Source organism: Pseudomonas sp. SDO52101_S400 (assembly GCF_054071635.1).
The window spans coordinates 1-22568 of the sequence record NZ_JBSVWF010000080.1 but is presented as its reverse complement, the minus strand read 5'-3'; the positions used below and the strand labels follow the sequence as shown (position 1 = coordinate 22568).

The window sequence follows — 22568 nt, the reverse complement described above, 5'->3', positions numbered from 1 at the left end:
ACAGGGGGCTGAGGTGTACTCAAATGCCATGTTTGGCCTAAATCCATTGTGGGAGCGGGCTTGCCCGCGAAGAGGTCAGTTGTCTAAACGAATTTTTTTCAGGATGCCTCCATGCTCCAACTGATTCTCGGCGGCGCCCGCTCCGGCAAGAGTCGCCTGGCTGAAAAACTCGCCACTGACAGTACGCTGGCCGTGACATACATCGCCACCAGCCAACCGCTGGACGGCGAGATGAATGAGCGCGTCGCCCATCACCGGGCGCGACGTCCCGCTGAATGGGCATTGATTGAAGAGCCGCTGGAACTGGCCCGGGTACTGCGCGAAACCGCCGGTGCCGAACGTTGCCTGCTGGTGGATTGCCTGACCCTGTGGCTGACCAATCTGCTGATGCTCGATGACGCCGAACGTCTCGCCGCCGAGCGCGAAGCCCTGCTCGAATGCCTGGCGTCACTGCCGGGTGAAATCATTTTTGTCAGCAACGAGACCGGAATGGGTGTCGTGCCGCTGGGCGAATTGACTCGCCGCTATGTCGATGAAGCCGGTTGGCTGCATCAAGCTCTGGCCGAGCGTTGTCAGCGAGTCGTCCTGACGGTCGCCGGTCTGCCCCTGACTCTGAAAGGACCTGCGTTATGACTCAAGCCTGGTGGTTGAATCCCTGCAAACCGGTGGATCGCGAAGCCTTTGAAAACGCCGCGGCGCGTCAACAGCAATTGACCAAGCCCGCCGGCTCCCTCGGGCAGCTCGAATCGGTGGCGGTGCAACTGGCCGGATTGCAGGGCCGGATCAAGCCGACACTCGATCAGGTCTGGATCGCGATATTTGCCGGTGACCACGGCGTTGTGGCCGAAGGGGTTTCGGCGTTCCCACAGGAAGTCACCGGGCAGATGCTGTTGAATTTTGTCAGCGGCGGCGCAGCGATCAGTGTGCTGGCGCGACAGCTCGGTGCGCAGCTGGAAGTGGTGGATCTGGGGACTGTGACCCCGTCGCTGAACCTTGCCGGTGTGCGTCACCTGAACATCGGCCCGGGCACGGCGAATTTCGCCAAGGGCCCGGCGATGACTCAGGCGCAGGGCGAGCTGGCCTTGCAAGCCGGCCGCGACAGCGTGCTGCGCGCGAAGGCGGCGGGCGCGCAACTGTTTATCGGTGGCGAGATGGGCATCGGCAACACCACGGCTGCCAGTGCGTTGGCCTGTGCGCTGCTCGATTGCCCGGTGGCGCACCTTACTGGCCCCGGCACCGGGCTGAATGCCGAAGGCGTCAGCCACAAGGCGCAGGTGATCGAGCGGGCACTGGCTCTGCACGCGGCGCAGCGTGGCGATGCGTTGCAGACCCTGTTCAATCTCGGCGGCTTCGAGATTGCAGCATTGGTGGGCGCGTATCTGGCGTGCGCTCAGGAAGGTGTGGCGGTGCTGGTGGACGGTTTCATCTGCACGGTCGCGGCGCTGGTGGCGGTGCGGCTGAATCCGGCTTGCCGTGAATGGCTGCTGTTCGGTCATCGCGGCGCCGAGCCGGGTCATCGTCATGTGCTGGAAACCCTCGGCGCCGAACCGCTGCTTGAGCTGGGTCTGCGTCTGGGTGAGGGCAGTGGCGCTGCGCTGGCGGTGCCGTTGCTGCGTCTGGCCTGCGACCTGCACGGTCAGATGGCAACTTTCGCCGAAGCGGCGGTGGCGGATCGCCCGGCATGACGCTGCGTCTGGATCTGCTGCGCCACGGTGAAACCGAACTCGGCGGCGGCCTGCGCGGCAGTCTCGACGATGCACTGACCGAAAAGGGCTGGGCGCAGATGCGCGAGGCGGTGATCGGGCAGGGGCCGTGGGATCGGCTGGTCAGTTCGCCGTTGCAGCGTTGCGCGCGATTCGCTGATGAGTTGGGCGCGCAACGGGACCTGCCGGTATCTCTGGAAAAGGATCTGCAGGAGCTGCATTTCGGTGCCTGGGAAGGGCAGAGCGCGGCGGCGTTGATGGAAACCGATGCCGAAGCGCTGGGGCTGTTCTGGGCTGATCCGTATGCGTTTACCCCGCCGCAGGGTGAGCCGGTCAGCGATTTCTCTGCGCGGGTGCTGGCGGCGGTCACGCGACTGCATGCTGCGCACGCGGGGGAGCGGGTGTTGCTGGTCAGTCATGGCGGTGTCATGCGGTTGTTGCTGGCCCGCGCCCGTGGTTTGCCCCGTGAGCAATTGCTCAATGTCGAAGTCGGCCATGGCGCACTGTTTTCGCTGATCGTCGAGGCGGACGGTTCGCTCAAGGAAGTGCGCTGACATGCTGCCTCTGTGGATCGCCCTGCAATTTCTCAGCAGCCTGCCGATTCGGCTGCCGGGCATGCCGGCGCCCGAAGAACTTGGCCGCTCGCTGTTGTTTTATCCGCTGGTGGGATTGCTGTTCGGTGTGATTCTCTGGGCGCTGAACATCGCTCTGGTCGGCGCGCCATTGCTGCTGCATGCCGCGCTGTTGCTGACGGTGTGGGTGTTGCTCAGCGGTGCGCTGCACCTCGATGGGCTGGCGGACAGCGCTGATGCGTGGCTCGGCGGTTTTGGTGATCGCGAGCGTACGCTGACGATCATGAAGGACCCGCGCAGCGGGCCGATCGCCGTAGTGACGTTGATGCTGGTGCTGCTGCTCAAGTTCGCCGCGTTGCTGGCGTTGATCGACCAACAGCAGGGCATGGCGTTGATCATTGTGCCGCTGATCGGCCGAGCAGCGCTGCTCGGGCTGTTTCTCACCACAACCTATGTGCGGGCCGGTGGGTTGGGGCAGGCGCTGGCCGATCATTTGCCACGTAAAGCGGGTTGGCAGGTGCTGGCGGTGAGCGCGGCAACGTGCGTGGTGATCGCCGGGTTCAGCGCCGTCGTGGCGCTGCTGCTGTCGGTCGTCGTGTTCATCTGGCTGCGGCATTTGATGGTGCGGCGACTGGGCGGAACCACGGGTGACACGGCCGGCGCACTGCTGGAGTTATTGGAGATGTCAGTGCTGGTCGGGCTGGCCTTGTTTTGATAAGTAACTTTGATCTGTAACTTGATTTAACACAGTCGCGGGTATATACACGCATCATGCTTCCTTCTCAGTGTTTGTGCACCAACCTGCGTCGCGCCGCGCGTGGCGTCAGCAGGCATTACGACGGCGCTCTCGACGGCTTCGGGATCAACGTTGCCCAGTATTCTCTGCTGTGCAACTTGCAGCGTCTGGATCAACCGAGCATTTCCGAACTGGCCGAGGCCATGGGCCTGGATCGCAGCACTCTCGGGCGCAATCTGCGGGTACTGGAAGGCGAGGGCCTGGTGGCGCTGGCCGAGGGCGAAGACATGCGCAACCGCATCGTCCGCCTCACCGAAACCGGCGCACAACGACTGGCAGCCGCTCTGCCGGCCTGGGAAGCGGCGCAACAGCGGTTGATCGACCGACTGGGTGCCGAAAAGCGTGAAACCTTGCTGCGGCTATTGGATGAACTGGCCTGAGGGCCGGTTTTTTCCGAATCTAAGCGGGTATATACCCGCGACTGGAGAATAACAATGAGTTCGATGTGGCGTACGTGCGGTTGGGTGTTGCTGGGGAGTGCGCTGATTCTGGCGTTGTCATTGGGCGTGCGGCACGGCTTTGGCCTGTTCCTGTCGCCGATGAGCGCCCAGTTCGGGTGGGGGCGTGAGGTGTTCGCCTTCGCCATCGCCTTGCAGAACCTCATCTGGGGCCTGGCGCAACCGTTTACCGGCGCGCTGGCCGACCGCTTCGGTGCGGCGAAAGTGGTGCTGATCGGTGGCGTGCTTTACGCCTTGGGCCTGGTGTTCATGGGGCTGTCGGAGACCGCTTTGGGTTTGTCCCTGAGCGCCGGTTTGCTGATCGGCATCGGTCTGTCCGGCACCTCGTTCTCGGTGATTCTCGGTGTGGTTGGTCGTGCCGTTCCGCCGGAAAAACGCAGCATGGGCATGGGTATCGCCAGCGCCGCCGGGTCCTTCGGCCAGTTCGCCATGCTGCCCGGCACTCTCGGGCTGATCGGTTGGCTCGGCTGGTCTGCCGCGTTGCTGGTGCTGGGTTTGCTGGTGGCGCTGATCGTGCCGCTGGTGAGCATGCTCAAGGACAAACCGCTGCCTGTGCTCGGGCATGAGCAAACGCTGTCCGAAGCCCTGCGCGAAGCCTGCTCGCACTCCGGGTTCTGGCTGCTGGCGTTCGGCTTCTTTGTCTGCGGTTTCCAGGTGGTGTTCATCGGTGTGCATCTGCCGGCCTATCTGGTCGATCAGCATCTGCCGGCCACCGTCGGCACCACAGTGCTGGCGCTGATCGGACTGTTCAATATTTTCGGCACCTATACCGCCGGCTGGCTCGGCGGGCGGATGTCCAAGCCGCGCCTGCTGACCGGTTTGTACCTGCTGCGAGCAGTGGTGATCGGGCTGTTCCTGTGGCTGCCGGTGACGACCACCACGGCCTATCTGTTCGGCATGGCGATGGGCTTCCTGTGGCTGTCGACCGTGCCGTTGACCAACGGTACGGTGGCGACCTTGTTTGGCGTGCGAAACCTGTCCATGCTCGGTGGGATCGTGTTCCTGTTCCATCAGCTCGGCTCGTTCCTCGGCGGCTGGCTGGGCGGGGTGGTGTATGACCGTACCGGGAGTTATGACTTGATCTGGCAAGTGGCGATTCTTTTGAGTCTGTTGGCGGCTGCACTGAACTGGCCGGTGCGCGAGCGTCCGGTCGAGCGCTTGCAAGCCCACACGAGCGCTGCATGAACGGCTACTGGCCTCGAATGCTGGCCATCGCACTCGGTGCAGCGTTGCTGGCGCTGGTGTGGTGGGGCTGGCATCAGGGCGGGCTGGCGCTGATGCAGTTGGGCATGGGCGCTTGCTTGTAGGCTTGGTGGGCGAGTAACGTCGGGTTCTGACGAATGCATCAAGGAAGCCCGACATGCTCAAGCGCTGGTGTGCTGTTCCCGCGTTGCTGATGGCGTTGACCGGACTGGCCCAGGCCGCGGACTGTCCGGAGTTGCTGCAAGGCTCGCTGCCCAAGTTGCGGGCCAAGGAATCCATCGACCTGTGCCAGCACTACGCCGACAAACCGCTGGTGGTGATCAATACCGCCAGCTTCTGTGGTTTCGCCCCGCAGTTCGAAGGCCTCGAGGCGCTCAATCAGCGCTACAAGGCGCAAGGGCTGGAGATGCTTGGTGTGCCCTCCAATGACTTCAAGCAGGAGTCCAAGGACAGCGCCGAGACCGCCAAGGTCTGCTACGCCAACTATGGCGTGACGTTCACCATGACCGAGCCGCAGAAAGTCCGTGGCGACGATGCTACCCATCTGTTCCAGGTGCTGGCCGCGCAAAGCAGTGCGCCGAAGTGGAATTTCTACAAATACGTGGTCGACCGCCAGGGCAAGGTGATCGCCAATTTCTCCAGCCTGACCAAGCCTGACGATCCGGAGTTTTTGGCGGCCATCGAGAAAGCCATTGCATCAAAGCCACTGAAACCCTGATCGACGCCCACTAAAAAGCCCCGCCTCTGTCGAGAGAGCGGGGCTTTTTAGTGGGCGAGGGTTTAGCCTCGCCTTACAGCATCAGAAGCGGTAGGTTGCGCCAACACCGAAACCGTTTGCCGAGTTTTCATACTTGGAATCGTAGGTCTGGCCGCGATCGTTCTCGTTGCGGATGCTGACCTTCTCTTCCTGCAGGTACGAGTAAGCGACGTCGATGGTCAGGTCTTCGGTCGGGCTCCAGCCGGCGCCGATGCTGAAGATCGTACGGTCGCCGGTAGGGATGCGTGGCGAACGGTCGACGTTGTTGGTCGGCGACTGGTCGAAGGTCAGACCGGTACGCAGTACCCATTCCTTGTTCAACTGGTAGGACGTACCGATGGCGTAAGCCCAGGTGTCATGCCAGTTCTGTTCTTCGGTGATCTCGCCGAACTGGCCAGCCAGCAGAGGCTGTACACCGGAGTTCTTGACGGTGATCTTTTCCAGCTGGCTCCAGCGGGTCCAGGTGGTACCGGCGTAGACGTTCCAGCGGTCGTTGATCGCCTGGGTGACCGAGAAGTCCACGGATTCAGGTGTGGTGATCTTCAGCGAAGCGTCGTACTTCTGGTTGGCGCCCAGACCGACTGCGGCGAGTGCGCCGTAGTTGACCTTGGTGTTGCCTTCGAGCTTGTAGTCGACTTTCGAGTGGTAAGTCAGGCCGAGGCGAGTGGTGTCGGTTGCCTGTACCAGCACACCGATGTTGTAGCCCAGTGCGGTGTCGTCACCCTTGATCTTGACCTTGCCGTCCGGCAGGGCCTGAGTGATCGACAGGTTGGATTCCAGGGTGCCGTCGATACGGTTGATGGTCGGACCGAAACCGATCGACACGACGTCGTTGAACTTGTAGCTGACAGTCGGCTGGAAGGTGATGACTTGTACTTCGGACTTGCTGCCGAAGTAACGGCCGGCAAAGCCTTTTTCATAGTCGGTAATCAGGCCGAAGGGTACGTACACACCCAGGCCGAATGCCCAATGCTCGTCGATCGGCTTGACGTAGTAGCCCATAGGTACGGAGGTGAAGGGCACCATGTCGCCTTTGTTGCTGCCGCCGTTAGGGCTGGAGCTGGCGTCGCTGATATCGGTCTTGGCATCGAGGAATGCAACACCGCCAGTGACTTGTTCGCGCGTGATGCGCGACATGCCGGCAGGGTTGCCATAAACAGTGCTTGCGTCGTCGGCAGAAGAAGATCGCCCGGCGTACCCAGTCCCCATCCCGCTGATGCTGTGTTCGTTGATGGCAAAGCCAGCTGCGAAAATCTGGGTGGATGCCAAGGAAACGGCGAGGCTAAGGGTGGTTTTGAGCATTACTTTTTTCATTATTAGAACTCCTGGTGATCACCGGGGCGAAAATTACCAACATTTTCGTCCCAGCGCTATAGTCCGTATGGCTTGAGTTAGAGCGGTTTTGTAGGACAATCCGACCAGATTCGCAGCCTGTTGGGCGATCTTGCGAAACTGATGAGTCAGCACGCGACCTGATTCAGCGGTGAAACACAGGTTTGCCATGCGCACGTGAAATCACGCAGACGCCCCTGGGGTTGAAAGGTCTGACGCCAGATACGCGCCATTCCCAGCAAATCGTCCGGGTCGGGCAGGGTGGGGTTTTGCTCTTCGACCAGCAGCCAGGCGATGGCGGTGGCGTAACGCAGATTGACAGTGAGTTCGAGGTGCGGGCCGCTGAGAAAGGCATGCTGGCTGGCGAGGCCGCGAACCAGACTGGCGCGCTCCGGATCGAGCGCCAGATAATGATCCCAGAGCGCCTGGTGGCGATGTTCGGCAATCCGGTACAGGCCGTGGCCGCGGCGGTCATGCAGGGCGGAACCCAGGGCAGACTGGCTGGCGGCGATGCCCAGCAGCAGGGATTCGGCGGTGGCGCAGTGACGTCCCAGATAAATCAGTGTGGGGCGGATCACATAGCGGCACAGTTCGCTGGCAGCGATACCCATAAAACCCTCGGTTCTTGTTATTGGGCGGCGAGGCCTGAAGGGGAGCTTGGCAGCTGTGAATCGAATCAGGCCCGCCGGAAGCGGATCACGCCGCTTGAGTTGAAGTGTAGTGTCATATTCGCGACGTAAAGGCCTGTTTTTAAAATATTTCCAGCGAGCAGTTATAACCGTTATATCGCTTGGTGCTTAACCGTGAAGGTTCCAAAGAGAAACATCGGGCAATAAAAAGCCCCGCGTTTCAGGCGGGGCTTTTGCTTTTGCAGCCATTTCAGCCTCTCAGGCGATCAATGCCTGACGAGTGCGATCAATCACGGCCTGCAGCGGTTCGGCGCTGGAGTACTGATCGGGGTACAGACGCTCGCTGTGGCGGGCGATCCCGTGTTCATTGACCACGGTGAAGCTGAAGCAGCCTTTGCGAGCGGCCATGATCAGGCAGTTCATTGGAGCAAAAGCGTTGGTTAGGGTGCGAATGGCATCCTGAGTCTGGATTTGAGTAGACATAGTTATTAGGTGTTCCTACAAATGACACGGATAAGAACCGTGCAACGTTAAAACGTTCCAGTAACGTCGACCACCATTGGCCGAACGAAGAACCCGACTGGAACAAAGCAGCCAGTTTGAAGCGCTGATAAGTTGGCGCGCTTGGGCTGGCAGGTAGGTACTTAGGAGGGCAGGCAACACATCGAGGGCAAAGGTTCTGTGCCCGGGGTGAAGATCCTGATCAATTTGCAGGTTGGTTCGGTCAGAGTAAGTGGTCTTGGCAGCACCCTTTGCATTCGATTCAAAGGCTGTGTTGTCGCAAGATTTACCTGGAAACCATCGAGGGGTCGGTCCCGCTTTGTCGGAGGAGGCTTCTTTTGAGAGAAGGCAGACCGTGGGGTTTGTTCGACCGGAATTGACTTTCAGCTTGGTACTAACGCCGCGGATACTAACGGAACACTTCGAGGAAGGCAAACCTGATTTTTAAAAAGGACGCGCAGCGCGGTTCCACGAGCTCCGGCCCGCCCCGATTTGGCCCGCATTCCGACCGTCGGTCGTTGCAGAGAGCAAGCCGAACCAGCGGAGCATAAGGGCTTATCCCCAGCCGGGCTGCGAAAACGACCCGAAAAAGCGCACCGATATAACCGCGTAACAGGTACTTGTGCACATTAGTTGCGCGGACCGTAACGACGCTGTCACATCGATCCTGACCCCGGTGGCTGCCTGTAACGAAAGTTTAAGTCAATGAAAAACATCGCTTTTTTTTACTGGTGAAAAAATCGTCAGTTTGACTGCGGGCCCCATTCCACAAGGCTTTGCGGCGAGTCGGGGGCGGTTGTCCACTGAGTTATCCACAGCTTCTGTGGATTGTCCCTAGCGCTTGCTCTAGCACGGGCGTGCCGGTTTTTTTTCAACTTTACCTGTGCGAAAAAAAGAGTAGAGTGGCGCGCCCTCCGATCTGTCCCACAGTGCTTTATGAAGTTTCGCTCAGCTCCAGATTCTGTTACCTCCCAACTACCTCGTGTTACCGCTCCCAAGCGATTTTCCGTGCGCGTGGCCGAATGGCTACTCGACAGCCCGCGCCTGAGCGACAACCGGAACGCCAAGCATCTTGCCGGCCGTCTGCTCAAGCAACCGGCCCGAGAAGGCGTGGTAGCGGCGCAAAGTCGCCTGGGCCAGTTGATGTGCCGTGAGTGCGGCAATGCCCGGGATCGTCGTATTGGCCAGGACCTTTTGCGTCAGGCCGCCCGTGCAGGCGATCGACGTGCACAACAGGAACTCGGCCTGATCGAAGACTGAGCTGTCCAAGACCTGACGCCTTGGTTAACCTTCAGGCTTTATCGGATCGGCGGAAATGACTATGGCGATGGACTTGACCAGCATCTTGCTCGGGTTGGCGGGCGCGGCCGTGCCGCTGCTGGCGCTGGCCTGGCAACTGCAGCGCCGGGCCAGTCTTGGCGAGTCTGAAGCCGCATTGCTCGAAGAGCGGCTGGCGATGGCGCAAATGGCTCAGGACGGCCTTAACGCCCAGCTCGAAGCCTGTCGCGACGAGATCGCCGACCTTGGTCAGGCCAATGCCTCCAAGCAAGCCGATCTTGCGGCCGTGCGCCGGGAAGTCGAACTGTTGCAGATCGAACGTGACGACGCCCGTGACGCCGCCCATGCCTGGAACCTCGAGCGCGCCAACAAAGAAGCTGAACTGCGGCGCCTGGACGCCCAGGCTGCTTCACTGAACGCCGAATTGCGTGAGCAGCAGGAAAGCCATCAGCAGCGTCTTGATGATCTGCAAGGTTCCCGCGACGAGTTGCGGGCCCAGTTCGCCGAACTGGCCGGCAAGATCTTCGATGAGCGCGAGCAGCGTTTCGCCGAAACCAGCCAGCAACGCCTCGGGCAATTGCTCGATCCGTTGAAAGAGCGCATCCAGTCCTTCGAAAAACGTGTCGAGGAAAGCTATCAGGCCGAGGCCCGTGAACGTTTCTCGCTGGCCAAGGAGCTGGAGCGTCTGCAGCAACTGAACCTGCGCCTGAGCGATGAAGCAACCAACCTGACCCGCGCCCTTAAAGGCCAGAAAACTCAAGGTAATTGGGGCGAGCTCATTCTGGAACGGGTGCTGGAACATGCCGGGCTGGAGAAGGGCCGCGAGTACCAGACTCAGGTCAACCTCAAGGGCCCGGACGGCGAGCGTTTCCAGCCGGATGTGATCATTTATCTGCCGGGCGACAAGCAGGTGGTGGTCGACTCGAAGGTCAGTCTCACCGCGTATCAGCAGTACGTGGCGGCCGACGACGATGCCATCGGCCAGATCGCCATGAAGCAGCATGTGCTGTCGCTGCGCAGCCACGTCAAAGGCCTGGCCGGCAAGGACTACAAGCGTCTGGAAGGCCTGCACAGCCTCGATTTCGTCTTGCTGTTCGTGCCCATCGAAGCGGCGTTTTCCGCGGCGTTGCAAGCCGAGCCGACGCTGTTCCAGGAAGCTTTCGACCGCAACATCGTGATCGTCAGTCCGACCACGCTACTCGCAACCCTGCGGGTCATCGACAGCCTGTGGAAGCAGGAGCGCCAGAGCCAGAACGCCCGGGAAATCGCCGAGCGTGCAGGATGGCTGTACGACAAGTTCGTGCTGTTCATTCAGGATCTGGACGAAGTCGGCAATCGTCTGCAACAGCTGGACAAAGCCTACAGCGCAGCGCGAAACAAGCTGACAGAAGGACGCGGCAACCTTGTCAGCCGCAGCGAGCAGCTCAAACTGCTCGGCGCACGGGCCAGCAAGAGCCTGCCGGCGGATCTGCTGGAGCGCGCCATGACCGACGCCGACGGCCTGGTCGAGCTGCCTGAATAAGTCGCTCTTCTAGAGTGGCAAATAGCGACTCAACAGCGCCCGCAACGCCGCCGGTTTCACCGGTTTGGCCAGGTAGTCCAGTCCCGCCGCATGCACTTTTGCCACGGTTTCCGGATGCCCGTCAGCGCTGATCACCACGCCGGGCACCGGCTCACCCAGGCTCGTACGCAACCACGCCATCAGGTCGGTGCCGGTCTCGCCGTGATCGAGATGGAAGTCCACCAGCGCCAGTTGCGGTCGCACGCCATCGTTGAGCAGCGCCGCGCATTCTTCGCGGTTGCGCGCCGTCCACACCTGACAACCCCAGCGCGTGAGCAGGCTGTTCATGCCGATCAGAATGCTGTCTTCGTTGTCGATGCACAGCACCTGCGCGCCGCTGTGCAACTTGCCGTTGACCTCGACTGCCGCGCTCGGCTGGACGGTCTGTGTACGAGCCAGAGGCACCCGCACACTGAACACGCTGCCGCGCCCCGGCCATGAACGTACACGCAAGGTATGCCCGAGCACCCGGCACAAGCCGTCGGCAATCGCCAGACCCAGGCCCAGGCCTTTCTCGGCACGGGTCTGGTGGCTGTCGAGGCGTTTGAATTCTTCGAAAATCACTTGCTGCTTGTCTTCCGGAATTCCCGGCCCGCGATCCCACACTTCCAGGCAAACCTCGCCCTGTCGCCGACGCACGCCAAGCAAGACCGGGCCTTTGGCGTAGCGGAAGGCATTGGTGAGGAAGTTTTGCAGAATGCGCCGCAGCAACTTGATGTCGCTGTCGATGCGCAAATGACTGCCGCGCACCCGGAAATTCAGGCCCTGTTCCTGAGCCAGTGCCTTGAACTCGGCGCCGAGGATATCAAACAGCTCATTGACCGCGAACGGCTTGCGATCCGGGTTGATCTTGCCGTTTTCCAGGCGGGAAATGTCCAGCAGGTCGCTGATCAGGTCTTCGGCCGAACGCAGCGAACTGTCCAGATGCTGCACCAGTTTCTGCGCTTCACCGCTCAAGCCATCGTCCTGATGGGAGAGGGCGGCAGAGAACAGCCGCGCGGCGTTCAAGGGTTGCATCAAATCGTGGCTGACCGCCGCGAGGAAGCGGGTTTTCGACTGGTTGGCCGCCTCGGCGTTGCCCTTGGCTTCTGTCAGTGCGACGTTGAGCTGCGACAGTTCCTGAGTCCGTTCGCTGACCCGCTGCTCCAGCCCTTCATTGGCCTCGGTCAGCGCCTGCTCGGCTTCGCGGAAAGCGGTGATGTCGGTGAAACTCATGACGAAACCGCCGCCGGGCATCGGGTTGCCGATCAGTTCGATCACCCGGCCGTTGGGGAAGAGTCGCTCGGAGGTGTGAGCGCGGCCCTGACGCATCCAATGCAGGCGCCGGGCGACATGGACTTCCGCTTCTCCGGGGCCGCACAAGCCGCGCTCGGCGTTGTAGCGAATGATGTCGGCAATCGGCCGGCCGACACTGATCAAGCCGTCCGGGTAGTTGAACAGCTCCAGATAGCGCCGGTTCCAGGCCACCAGTTTCAATGACTGGTCGACCACGCTGATGCCCTGGGTGATGTTCTCGATGGCGCCTTGCAGCAGCGCACGGTTGAACTGCAACACTTCCGAGGCTTCGTCGGCGATCCGGACGACGTCCTCCAACTGCATTTCCCGACCTTCGATGGCGGCTTTTACTACGGCCCGCGTCGAAGAAGCGCCGAGGACGCCGGCCAGCAAGCGCTCGGTGTGGGCGATCCATTCACCGTCGGCGTTCTGGTTCGGGTTGAAACCCTTGCCCTGGCGATAGGCGAAGCGGATGAAGCTCTGGCGTGCACGTTCTTCACCGACAAACCGTGCGGCCAGTTGCAGCAAGTCGTCGATCTGCACCGCCAGCATCGAGCGGGCGCTGGGGCGGGCGCTGATTTCCTGACCGATGAAACGCCCGGCCTGCCAGTGTTCCGATACCCGCGTGCGCGACAGCACAGAGACCCAGGCAAACAGGGTGAAGTTACCCGCCAGCGACAGCACCACGCCTTGGGTCAGCGGGGTGATCGGCAGGTTCAGCGGGTTGCTGTGCAGCCATGCCAGACCGGGGAAAGTGTCCAGCGACCAGCCGAGGCTGCGGGCGGCAATCGGCAGAATCAGGGTGTAGAACCACAGGAATGTGCCAGCGGCGAGGCCGGCGAACACGCCGCGACGGTTGGCCTGTTTCCAGTACAGTGCGCCGAGCATGGCTGGCGCCAGTTGAGTCACGGCGGCGAAAGCTATCTGGCCGATGGTCGCCAGGCTCGCGGTGGAACCGAGCAAGCGGTAGCTGACGTAAGCCAGCAACAGAATGACCACGATGCTCACCCGGCGCACCGAGAGCATCCACTGGCGGAACACTTCGAACGGCCGCTCGGCATTGTTGCGCCGCAACAGCCATGGCAACAGCATGTCGTTGGATACCATGGTCGATAGCGCCACGCTCGCCACGATCACCATGCCGGTGGCCGCCGAGGCGCCGCCAATGAACGCCAGCATCGCCAGCGCCGGGTGGGCCTGGGCCAGCGGCAGGCTGATGACGAATGAATCCGGGAGGACGGAGCTGGGCAGCATCATCTGACCGGCCAGGGCGATCGGGACTACGAACAGTGCTGCCAAGGCGAGATAGGTCGGGAACACCCACTTGGCCAGGCGCAAATCCTGTGGGTCGATGTTCTCCACCACCGTCACGTGGAACTGCCGGGGCAGGCAGATGATTGCCATCATCGCCACGCCGGTCTGCACCACCATCGATGGCCAGTTGATGGTTTCTTTCCAGTACTCCTCAAGGCGCGGGGCGAGCATGGCCTGATTGAACAGGTCGTCGAAGCCGTCATACAGCCCGTAGGTGACGAAGGCGCCGACGGCGAGGAAGGCGAACAGCTTGACCAGCGACTCGAACGCAATCGCCAGCACCATGCCCCGGTGGTGCTCGGTGGCGTCAAGGTTGCGCGTACCGAAAACGATCGTGAACAAGGCCAGCACCAGTGACACGATCAGCGCCGTGTCCTGGGCACGGGTGCCCATGGCATCAGCACCGGCGCCGATCAGCAGATTCACGCCGAGGACGATGCCTTTGAGCTGCAGGGCTATATAAGGGAGAACGCCGACCAGGCAGATCAGCGCGACGACCACCGCCAGCGATTGGGATTTGCCGTAACGGGCGGCGATGAAGTCGGCGATGGAGGTGATGTTCTCCTGTTTGCTGATCATCACCATTTTTTGCAGAACCCACGGCGCGCCCAGCAACAGCAGGATCGGCCCGAGGTAAATCGGCAGGAATGACCACAGCTGTTCGGCCGCCTGACCGACCGCGCCAAAGAACGTCCAGCTGGTGCAGTAGACCGCCAGCGACAGGCTGTACACCCAGGCACGCATTCGCGGCGGCAACGGCGCGCTGCGACGGTCGCCGTAGAAGGCGATAGCGAACATGATGGCCATATAGGCCAGGGCGACGGCGGCGATCAGCCCGGTGGACAACGACATGGAGCACTCCCGACAAAATACGACCGGACTCGCGTCCGGCCAGACAGTCTCGCATGCGCGCGGCGGTTAGTCAGTGTCGACCAAGGTCGTGGCGTGGCGGGGTGTCGCAGGCGCAGAACCGGGCGGTTCTGCGCTGTCAGTCCTGACGCAGCGCGATGTCGATCAACCGGTGCAGTTCTTCGACTTCCAGCGGTTCCACGGCAAACAGGATGCGGAACACCGTTGGCGAAACCACCAGATTGATCAGGTGGTCCACGCTTGGTGGCGACTGATCCGGAAAGCGATCGACGATGGTCTGCAACTGATCGGCAATGATCGCGATGCAGAATCCCGGTGTGGCGCTTGCCTGCACATCGCGCATGACATTGCGCCCCGGCTCGGAACTCATTTCGTCCAGATACTGCTCGGCCCAGGCGCGGATATCGCCGCGCAGGCTGCCGGTTTCCAAAGGATCGCTTTCTGGGCGCAGGCGGGCGAGGGCGACGTCGGCGAGCAGCGCCGACAGATCGCCCCAGCGCCGGTAAATGGTCGAGGGCGTGACCCCGGCCCGCGCGGCGATTTGCGGAACGGTCACGGTGGAGCGCTCCTGTTCTTCGAGGAGTGCGCGTACGGCGCCGTGGATCGATTCCTGCACTCGGGCGCTACGACCGCCGGGGCGGCTACTTTCTTTAATAGGCATGTGCCTGACCTTAACACAAAGAATTTGCTTTAAGCGCAAGTCGGGAGCACACTCCGCAAAAGCAAAAAAATAGCTTTTAAGGAGTGCGTCCATGTCCAGCCTTGCTTCCAACCGTTCCAGCCTATGGTTTCTGGCGATCACCTTACTCAGTTTTCTCGCCGCTTCCACCGCGCCGACGCCGTTGTACCATCTGTATCAGGATCAACTGCATTTTTCCGCGGCGGTGTTGACCCTGATTTTCGGGGTCTACGCGTTGAGTCTGCTGGCGGCGTTATTGACCGTCGGATCGCTGTCGGATCACCTGGGACGCAAACCGGTAATCTTCACCGCCGTTGTCCTGAATGCACTGGCGATGCTGCTGTTCATCAACGCCGACAGCGTGGGCTGGCTGATCGGAGCGCGGGTGTTGCAGGGCTTTGCCACCGGTATGGCCACGGCGGTTCTCAGCGCGACGTTGCTGGACACCGACCGCCAGCAAGGGCCGCTGGTCAACAGCGTGGCGCCGCTACTGGGCATGGCGCTCGGCGCGATGGGTTGCGGTTTGCTGGCGGAGTTCGCTCCAGCCCCACTGCAACTGACCTATTGGCTGTTGCTTGCGCTGTTTGTGTTGCAGGGCATTTACGTCTGGCGCTTGCCGGAAAGAGTCTCGCCGCAAGCCGGGGCATGGGCTTCGCTGCGTCCGACGCTGCATGTGCCGGTTCAGGCGCGTTCAACCCTGTGGCGAGTATTGCCGCTGAACACCGCGACCTGGGCGCTCGGCGGTTTCTATGCCTCGCTCGCTCCATCGCTGGTGCGCACGGCGACCGGTTCGACTTCGAATCTGATCGGCGGCGCAACCGTGGCAGCGTTGACCGTAACCGGTGCGCTGATGATCTTCACCTTGCGCAATCGTCCAGCCTCCCGGGCGCTGCAACTGGGCGCAAGCCTGCTGCCGGCCGGGATCGTGCTGATGCTGCTGGGCGTGCACAGCGCCAGTCTGTCGCTGTTCTTCCTCGGCACGCTGGTCGCCGGCTGTGGATTTGGCGCCGGGTTTCTTGGTGCGGTGCGCAGCCTGGTGCCGCTGGCGTTGCCTCATGAGCGCGCAGGTTTGATGTCGGCATTTTATGTGCTGAGTTACCTGGCGTTCTGCCTGCCGGCATTGCTGGCCGGGCATTTCACCCACAGCCTGGGCCTGCTTGCCACCACTGATGTGTATGGCGCGGTGCTGATCGTGCTGGCGGTCGGCGCGCTGCTGATGAGCTTCCGCCCGCAAGCGGCCAAGACCTGCAGTGCGCCATAAGCCTGAAGATTCGGTTAGCCTTGGTCAGCCCATTCTTCTCACGGATCGACTCATGAAGATTATCCGCAGCAAATCCTTTACCGCCGAGCGTGCCTGGGGTGCGCTCGACATCGCCAACATGAACGGCATCACCACGCGTCTGCACTGGACCGATCAGCCGTACAAATGGCACGTCAACGACGGCGAGGAAGTGTTCGTGGTACTCGACGGTCAAGTGCTCATGCACTACCGCGAAGAGGGGGAGGAAAGGCAGGTTCAGCTTGATGTCGGCGACATTTTTTACGCGTCTGTCGGCACTGAACATGTTGCCCATCCACAAGGCGCTGCACGGATTCTGGTGATCGAAACCGAAGGCAGTGTCTGACGGCATATCTACAAAACAGATAACAGTTAGAGAAATTACCCGTTATATAGATATTCGATTCGGTTCTACCATGGACTTAACCTCACCTGAGGACAGGAGTTCATGATGATTTGCCCGAACAGTGCCAAGCCCGGCATCAAGCCGTTCAAGCAGCTTCAACATCCCCGCGAAGTGATTCGTCAATTCACGCCGAACTGGTTCGCCGCGACCATGGGTACCGGTGTGCTGGCGTTGGCGCTGGCGCAATTGCCCGTCGCCATCCCGGGGCTGCACGCTGTGGCCGAAGGGCTGTGGATGTTCAACATTTTGTTGTTTGCGCTGTTTACTGTTGCCTACGCGGCGCGCTGGATTCTGTTTTTCGACGAAGCGCGGCGGATCTTCGGCCATTCCACGGTTTCGATGTTCTTCGGTACCATCCCCATGGGCCTGGCGACCATCATCAACGGTTTTCTGTTGTTCGGCCTGCCGCGCTGGGGCGAGGGCGCCATTCACTTGGCTGAAGTGCTGTGGTGGCTGGACGTGGCGATGTCGCTGGCTTGCGGTGTGCTGATTCCCTACATGATGTTTACCCGTCAGGAACACAGCATCGATCAGATGACCGCTGTCTGGCTGTTGCCAGTGGTGGCGGCGGAAGTGGCGGCGGCCAGCGGCGGTCTGCTGGCGCCGCATCTCGCCGATGCGCACTCGCAACTGGTGGTGCTGGCGACAAGTTACGTGCTCTGGGCCTTTTCCCTGCCGGTGGCGTTCAGCATTCTGACCATCCTGCTGCTGCGCATGGCGTTGCACAAACTGCCCCACGAAAACATGGCGGCGTCGAGCTGGCTCGCATTGGGGCCGATCGGCACCGGTGCCCTGGGCATGTTGCTGCTGGGCGGCGATGCGCCAGCGATCTTTGCGGCCAATGGCCTGCCGGGGATCGGTGAAATCGCTTCGGGCCTGGGCCTGGTGGCCGGGATCACGCTCTGGGGCTTTGGCTTGTGGTGGATGTTGATGGCGCTGCTGATCACCGTGCGCTACCTGCGCGACGGCATCCCGTTCAACCTCGGCTGGTGGGGATTTACCTTCCCGTTGGGTGTGTATTCGCTGGCGACCCTGAAACTGGGCAGCACATTGAACCTGACGTTTTTCAGCGTGGCCGGTTGTGTGCTGGTGACGTTGCTGGCGGTGATGTGGCTGATCGTTGGCAAGCGCACGCTGCAAGGTGCATGGCGCGGTGAGCTGTTTGTTTCGCCATGCATTGCAGGTTTGAAGAAATAACCTGAAAAGTTTAGGTAAGGTGTGGCCTGGATCGCGGATCGACATTCCAATAAACGTATCCAGGCCACTCGCTACCCAACATCAGGGACACACGGAAGATGAGTCACCCCTCACAGTTCAACCTGCTGCGTACCCGGCGCTTCCTGCCGTTCTTCATCACCCAGTCGCTGGGCGCGTTCAACGACAACGTGTTCAAACAGTCGCTGATCCTCGCCATTCTCTACCGGCTGACCATCGAGGGTGACCGCTCGATCTGGGTCAACCTGTGTGCGCTGCTGTTTATTCTGCCGTTTTTCCTGTTTTCGGCGCTGGCCGGACAGTTCGGCGAAAAGTTTGCCAAGGACGCGTTGATCCGTCTGATCAAGCTCGCAGAAATCGCCATCATGGCCGTGGGATCCGTCGGTTTCCTGTTCGATCACCTGTCGCTGATGCTGGTGGCGCTGTTCGCCATGGGCACTCACTCGGCGCTGTTCGGGCCGGTGAAGTACTCGATCCTGCCGCAGGCCTTGCACGAGGATGAGCTGGTCGGCGGCAACGGACTGGTGGAAATGGGCACGTTCCTGGCGATCCTGGCCGGCACCATTGGCGCCGGGGTCATCATGTCCTCGTCGCACTATGCGCCGCTGGTATCCACCGCGATTGTCGGCATCGCTGTACTCGGTTACCTCGCCAGCCGCAGCATTCCCCGGGCGGCGGCGGCCTCTCCGGAAATGCGCCTGAACTGGAACATTTTCAGCCAGTCCTGGGCCACGCTGAAGCTCGGATTGGGCCAAACCCCGGCCGTGTCTCGCTCGATTGTCGGCAACTCGTGGTTCTGGTTCGTCGGGGCGATTTATCTGACACAGATTCCGGCCTACGCCAAGGAGTTGATGCACGGTGACGAAACCGTGGTCACCCTGATTCTTACGGTGTTCTCGGTCGGTATCGCCCTCGGTTCGATGCTCTGCGAGAAGCTTTCCGGGCGCAAAGTCGAGATCGGCCTGGTGCCGTTCGGTTCGTTTGGCCTGACGGTTTTCGGGCTGTTGCTGTGGTGGCATTCCGGCGGGATTCCTGAAAGCGCCGTTGGCCATAGCTGGACTGAGGTGCTCGGCTTCGGTCACGCCTGGGCGGTGCTGGTCGACATCCTAGGTCTCGGCATCTTTGGTGGTTTCTACATCGTGCCGTTGTATGCACTGATCCAGTCGCGCACCGCCGAGAACGAGCGGGCGCGGGTGATTGCCGCCAACAACATTCTCAACGCGCTGTTCATGGTGATTTCGGCCATCGTCTCCATCGTGTTGTTGAGTGTGGTCAAACTGTCGATTCCACAGCTGTTCCTGGTGGTGTCGCTGCTGAACATTGGTGTCAATGCCTACATCTTCAAAATCGTCCCCGAGTTCAGCATGCGTTTCATGATCTGGCTGCTCAGCCATTCCATGTACCGCGTCGAGCATCGCAACCTGGAAGCGATTCCCGATGAGGGCGCGGCGTTGCTGGTATGCAACCACGTTTCGTTTGTCGATGCGTTGCTGATTGGTGGTGCGGTGCGTCGGCCGATTCGCTTTGTCATGTACTACAAGATCTACAACCTGCCGGTGCTGAACTTTATCTTCCGCACGGCGGGCGCCATTCCGATCGCCGGACGTCAGGAAGATATCCAGATTTACGAAAAGGCCTTCAACCGGATTGCCCAGTATCTGAAGGACGGGGAGTTGGTGTGCATTTTCCCGGAAGGCAAGCTGACTGCCGATGGCGAGATCAACGAGTTCAAGGGCGGGTTGACGCGGATTCTCGAAGAGACACCGGTGCCGGTGATTCCACTGGCGTTGCAGGGATTGTGGGGGAGTTTCTTCAGCCGCGATCCCAATAAAGGGCTGTTTCACCGCTTGTGGTCGCGGGTGACGCTGGTGGCGGGTTCGCCAGTGGCGGTTGAGGCGGCGCAGCCTGCCGAGTTGCAGGCGTTGGTCGGGGAATTGCGCGGGACGGTCAGATAGTCGGTAATTGTGCGGACCTCATCGCGAGCAGGCTCGCTCCCACATTGGAACTGTGAATACAGAACTACTGTGGGAGCGAGCCTGCTCGCGATAGCGGTAGTGAATTAAGCGCTGACCTTGAGCCCGATCAACCCGGTAATGATCAGCGCAACGCTGGCCAGCCGAATCAACGCCATCGACTCGCCAAACAGAATGATCCCGGCAATCACCGTGCCCACGGCCCCGACTCCGGTCCAGATCGCATAGGCCGTGCCCAGCGGCAATTCCTTCATCGCCAGACCGAGCAGGCCAAGGCTGACAGCCATGGCGGCGACAGTGAGAACGGTGGGAAGCGGACGGCTGAAGCCATCGGTGTATTTCAGGCCGACGGCCCAGCCGACTTCGAACAGGCCGGCGAAAAACAGAATGATCCAGGACATGAAAGACCTCCATCGATTGACGGGGCCGTCCCCAGATTGAAAACTCGATTGAGCCGCAGGGTCGTCCCCGCGTGGCGCACATGGTACCTAAAAATGTGCGCCGCGCATTGATCCGGGCTCAGTCGGCGGCCTGTTGGGCCAACGTTTCACGGTCTTGTTTTTCGCTCATTCGGCGGAAGTAGGTCGACAGAAGCGCCCCGGAAATATTGTGCCACACGCTGAACAGCGCGCTCGGCACCGCTGCCAGCGGCGAAAAGTGCGCACTGGCCAGCGCGGCGCCCAACCCCGAGTTCTGCATGCCGACTTCCAGCGCCAAAGATTTGCGCTGCGCTAGCGGCAAGCCGAACAGGCGGCCGGTGAAGTAACCCAGCAAATAGCCGAAACTGTTGTGCAGCATCACCACGGCCATGATCAGCAGACCGGATTCGGCGATTTTCGCCTGACTGGCGGCCACCACCGCGGCAACGATGATCACAATGCTGACCACTGACACCAGCGGCAATACTTCCACCGCGTGGCGAACCTTGTCGCCGAGCACACGTTGCGCGACCACGCCGAGGATGATTGGCAGCAGCACCACTTGCAGGATCGACCAGAACAACTCCATGAACGAAACCGGCAACCAGGCCGAAGCCAACAGCCAGATCAGCGCCGGTGTCAGCAGCGGGGCGAGGAGGGTGGTGACGGCGGCGATGGCCACCGACAGCGCCAGGTCGCCCCGGGCCAGCCAGGTCATGACGTTCGAAGAAGTGCCGCTCGGGCAGCAACCGACCAGAATCACCCCGACGGCGATTTCCGGCGGCAGGTGAAAAACCTGGCAAAGCAACCACGCCATCCCCGGCATGATCACGAAATGCGCAACCACGCCCAGCGCCACGCGCCATGGATGGCGGGCGACGGCGGCGAAGTCGTCGAGTTTGAGCGTCAGGCCCATGCCGAACATCACCAGCCCGAGCAGCGGCACGATTGCGCCTTTCAGACCGAGGAACCAGGCCGGTTGCAGAAACGCGACCACGGCGAAAATCAGAACCCAGTAAGCGAAGGTGTTGCCGACAAAACGACTCAGTGCAGCCAGTGCGCGCATGGCCTGTTCCTTATTATTGATAGAGCTGCAGAAACGAGTGTGGGAGCGAGCCTGCTCGCGATGGCGGCGTTACAGTCGACAAAAAATGTTGAGTGCAATGGCCCTATCGCGAGCAGTCTCGCTCCCACAGTTTTTGACTCGCAGGCTTTAGATTCCCTGTGGAGTCTCTTCACCGCCCAATGCTTCAACCAGCGCCGGCAGGAAGTCGCCGAACGTCAGCATCATCAGGGTGAAGCTGGCGTCCAGTTGGCCGAGGGCTTCGTCGCCGCCGTCCTGTTCCGCCTGATCCTGCAACAGATCTTCGAACTTCAGGCGCTTGACGGTCATTTTGTCGTCGAGCATGAACGACAACTTGTCCTGCCAGGCCAGCGACAATTGAGTCACCACTTTGCCAGTGCTCAGGTGCAGCTGGATTTCTTCGCTGGTCAGGTCCTGACGCTTGCAACGCACGATGCCGCCATCTTCGTGGGTGTCGCGTAGTTCGCATTCGTCCAGGACGAAGAAGTCCGGGGCGGCTTGCTGGGTGGTAACCCATTCGGTCATCACGGCAGTCGGCGCGGTTTTCACGGTCAGCGGACGAACCGGCAGGGTGCCGATCACTTCACGCAGGGTGGAAAGCAGGTCTTCGGCGCGTTTCGGGCTGGCCGAGTTGACCAGGATCAGGCCCTGCTTCGGCGCGATGGCGGCGAAGGTCGACGAACGGCGAATAAAGGCGCGCGGCAGGAACGCCTGGATGATTTCATCCTTGATCTGGTCGCGTTCCTTCTTATAGACCTTGCGCATCTGCTCGGCTTCGATCTCTTCGACCTTTTCCTTGACCGCGTCGCGCACGACGCTGCCCGGCAGAATGCGTTCTTCCTTACGGGCGGAGATCAGCAGGAAGTCACCGCTGACGTGCACCAGTGGTGCATCTTCGCCCTTGCCGAACGGCGCGACGAAACCGTAGGTGGTCAACTCCTGGCTTGCACATGGACGCGCCAGTTTGGTGGCCAGTGCAGTTTCCAGCGCCTCGGCATCGACAGGCAGGTCTTGGGTCAGGCGATAGATAAGCAGGTTCTTGAACCACATGGGGTGAGTCTCTCCTTTATACAAAGGGGGGCATTATTGTCTTCGCCGGGTCATAGGCCAACCCTTCTCTAAGCCTTTGGAAGGCCTGAGAAAATTAATTAAAAAAGTGCTTGCCAGAGGTTGGGTCGCTCCGTAGAATGCGCGCCACACCGAAGCGAAGGGTGATTAGCTCAGCTGGGAGAGCGTCTGCCTTACAAGCAGAATGTCGGCGGTT

22 protein-coding genes are annotated in these 22568 nt (G+C 60.9%); 14 read left to right on the top strand and 8 right to left on the bottom strand.

The genetic code is table 11. From position 1 onward, the window contains the following. Positions 1 to 111: 111 nt before the first annotated feature. From cobU to ACW9HX_RS26800, 8 genes are read left to right on the top strand one after another with little or no spacing between them, the layout of a single operon-like run. Positions 112 to 633, top strand: coding sequence for a bifunctional adenosylcobinamide kinase/adenosylcobinamide-phosphate guanylyltransferase (gene cobU / locus ACW9HX_RS26835; protein WP_457382910.1), 522 nt, complete (start codon positions 112 to 114; stop codon positions 631 to 633). Continuing rightward, a complete protein-coding gene (cobT, locus tag ACW9HX_RS26830; protein ID WP_457382909.1) occupies positions 630 to 1685 on the top strand; it encodes a nicotinate-nucleotide--dimethylbenzimidazole phosphoribosyltransferase in 1056 nt (351 codons plus the stop codon). The genes cobU and cobT overlap by 4 nt, the downstream gene beginning before the upstream one ends. Continuing rightward, positions 1682 to 2257, top strand: coding sequence for an alpha-ribazole phosphatase family protein (cobC, locus tag ACW9HX_RS26825; RefSeq protein ID WP_457382908.1), 576 nt, complete (start codon positions 1682 to 1684; stop codon positions 2255 to 2257). Before cobT ends, cobC begins: the two co-directional genes overlap by 4 nt. Before the next feature lies 1 nt (position 2258). Further along, a complete protein-coding gene (locus ACW9HX_RS26820; RefSeq protein WP_457382907.1) occupies positions 2259 to 2990 on the top strand; it encodes an adenosylcobinamide-GDP ribazoletransferase in 732 nt (243 codons plus the stop codon). A gap of 56 nt (positions 2991 to 3046) precedes the next feature. After that, positions 3047 to 3451, top strand: a complete 405-nt coding sequence (locus tag ACW9HX_RS26815) for a MarR family winged helix-turn-helix transcriptional regulator (RefSeq protein WP_007950413.1) — start codon at positions 3047 to 3049, stop codon at positions 3449 to 3451. Between the two features lie 54 nt (positions 3452 to 3505). Beyond that, the gene (locus ACW9HX_RS26810; RefSeq protein ID WP_457382906.1) at positions 3506 to 4714 is read left to right on the top strand and encodes an MFS transporter; all 1209 of its coding nucleotides are present in this window, start codon (positions 3506 to 3508) and stop codon (positions 4712 to 4714) included. Beyond that, a complete protein-coding gene (locus tag ACW9HX_RS26805; protein ID WP_457382905.1) occupies positions 4711 to 4836 on the top strand; it encodes a hypothetical protein in 126 nt (41 codons plus the stop codon). Before ACW9HX_RS26810 ends, ACW9HX_RS26805 begins: the two co-directional genes overlap by 4 nt. A gap of 53 nt (positions 4837 to 4889) precedes the next feature. Then, positions 4890 to 5450: a glutathione peroxidase gene (locus tag ACW9HX_RS26800; protein WP_457382904.1), complete on the top strand. Its 561-nt coding sequence runs from the start codon at positions 4890 to 4892 to the stop codon at positions 5448 to 5450. An 81-nt stretch (positions 5451 to 5531) separates the two neighbouring features. On the opposite strand, the gene ACW9HX_RS26795 is transcribed toward ACW9HX_RS26800, so the two are convergent. The 3 genes from ACW9HX_RS26795 to ACW9HX_RS26785 form a co-directional block, all read right to left on the bottom strand. Continuing rightward, on the bottom strand, positions 5532 to 6803 hold the full coding sequence (locus ACW9HX_RS26795) for an OmpP1/FadL family transporter (RefSeq protein WP_457382903.1): 1272 nt from the start codon (positions 6801 to 6803) through the stop codon (positions 5532 to 5534). 146 nt (positions 6804 to 6949) lie between these two features. After that, positions 6950 to 7432: a hypothetical protein gene (locus ACW9HX_RS26790; RefSeq protein ID WP_085732306.1), complete on the bottom strand. Its 483-nt coding sequence runs from the start codon at positions 7430 to 7432 to the stop codon at positions 6950 to 6952. A 276-nt stretch (positions 7433 to 7708) separates the two neighbouring features. Beyond that, a complete protein-coding gene (locus ACW9HX_RS26785) occupies positions 7709 to 7933 on the bottom strand; it encodes a hypothetical protein (RefSeq protein WP_007950419.1) in 225 nt (74 codons plus the stop codon). 954 nt (positions 7934 to 8887) lie between these two features. Between ACW9HX_RS26785 and ACW9HX_RS26780 the strand changes: the two genes are divergently transcribed. Then, positions 8888 to 9211 carry a sel1 repeat family protein gene (locus ACW9HX_RS26780; protein WP_457382902.1) on the top strand — a complete coding sequence of 108 codons (324 nt, stop codon included), beginning with the start codon at positions 8888 to 8890 and terminating at the stop codon, positions 9209 to 9211. Positions 9212 to 9386: 175 nt separating this feature from the next. Further along, on the top strand, positions 9387 to 10751 hold the full coding sequence (gene rmuC, locus ACW9HX_RS26775) for a DNA recombination protein RmuC (protein WP_457382911.1): 1365 nt from the start codon (positions 9387 to 9389) through the stop codon (positions 10749 to 10751). A 9-nt stretch (positions 10752 to 10760) separates the two neighbouring features. Here rmuC and ACW9HX_RS26770 read toward each other — a convergent pair whose 3' ends face one another. Together ACW9HX_RS26770 and ACW9HX_RS26765 are read right to left on the bottom strand one after the other, a co-directional pair. Continuing rightward, positions 10761 to 14231 carry a hybrid sensor histidine kinase/response regulator gene (locus ACW9HX_RS26770; RefSeq protein ID WP_457382901.1) on the bottom strand — a complete coding sequence of 1157 codons (3471 nt, stop codon included), beginning with the start codon at positions 14229 to 14231 and terminating at the stop codon, positions 10761 to 10763. 136 nt (positions 14232 to 14367) lie between these two features. Further along, the gene (locus tag ACW9HX_RS26765; protein WP_457382900.1) at positions 14368 to 14910 is read right to left on the bottom strand and encodes a TetR/AcrR family transcriptional regulator; all 543 of its coding nucleotides are present in this window, start codon (positions 14908 to 14910) and stop codon (positions 14368 to 14370) included. 91 nt (positions 14911 to 15001) lie between these two features. On the opposite strand from ACW9HX_RS26765, the gene ACW9HX_RS26760 reads away from it, so the two are divergent. From ACW9HX_RS26760 to ACW9HX_RS26745, 4 genes are all read left to right on the top strand, one after another. Beyond that, positions 15002 to 16189: an MFS transporter gene (locus ACW9HX_RS26760; RefSeq protein WP_457382899.1), complete on the top strand. Its 1188-nt coding sequence runs from the start codon at positions 15002 to 15004 to the stop codon at positions 16187 to 16189. A 52-nt stretch (positions 16190 to 16241) separates the two neighbouring features. Next, complete coding sequence (locus ACW9HX_RS26755) at positions 16242 to 16553, top strand: cupin domain-containing protein (RefSeq protein WP_457382898.1); 312 nt, start codon at positions 16242 to 16244, stop codon at positions 16551 to 16553. A 105-nt stretch (positions 16554 to 16658) separates the two neighbouring features. Further along, entirely contained in the window at positions 16659 to 17810 is a 1152-nt protein-coding gene (locus ACW9HX_RS26750) for a TDT family transporter (RefSeq protein WP_457382897.1), read from the top strand. A 98-nt stretch (positions 17811 to 17908) separates the two neighbouring features. Beyond that, positions 17909 to 19783 (top strand): MFS transporter, encoded by a 1875-nt coding sequence (locus tag ACW9HX_RS26745; protein ID WP_457382896.1) that lies wholly within the window; start codon positions 17909 to 17911, stop codon positions 19781 to 19783. A gap of 104 nt (positions 19784 to 19887) precedes the next feature. On the opposite strand, the gene sugE is transcribed toward ACW9HX_RS26745, so the two are convergent. From sugE to rdgC, 3 genes are all read right to left on the bottom strand, one after another. Continuing rightward, positions 19888 to 20202 (bottom strand): quaternary ammonium compound efflux SMR transporter SugE, encoded by a 315-nt coding sequence (gene sugE / locus ACW9HX_RS26740; protein WP_085732315.1) that lies wholly within the window; start codon positions 20200 to 20202, stop codon positions 19888 to 19890. A gap of 118 nt (positions 20203 to 20320) precedes the next feature. Next, positions 20321 to 21286, bottom strand: a complete 966-nt coding sequence (locus ACW9HX_RS26735; RefSeq protein ID WP_457382895.1) for a bile acid:sodium symporter family protein — start codon at positions 21284 to 21286, stop codon at positions 20321 to 20323. 147 nt (positions 21287 to 21433) lie between these two features. Further along, a complete protein-coding gene (gene rdgC / locus ACW9HX_RS26730; RefSeq protein ID WP_007950430.1) occupies positions 21434 to 22354 on the bottom strand; it encodes a recombination-associated protein RdgC in 921 nt (306 codons plus the stop codon). Between the last annotated feature and the right edge of the window lie 214 nt (positions 22355 to 22568).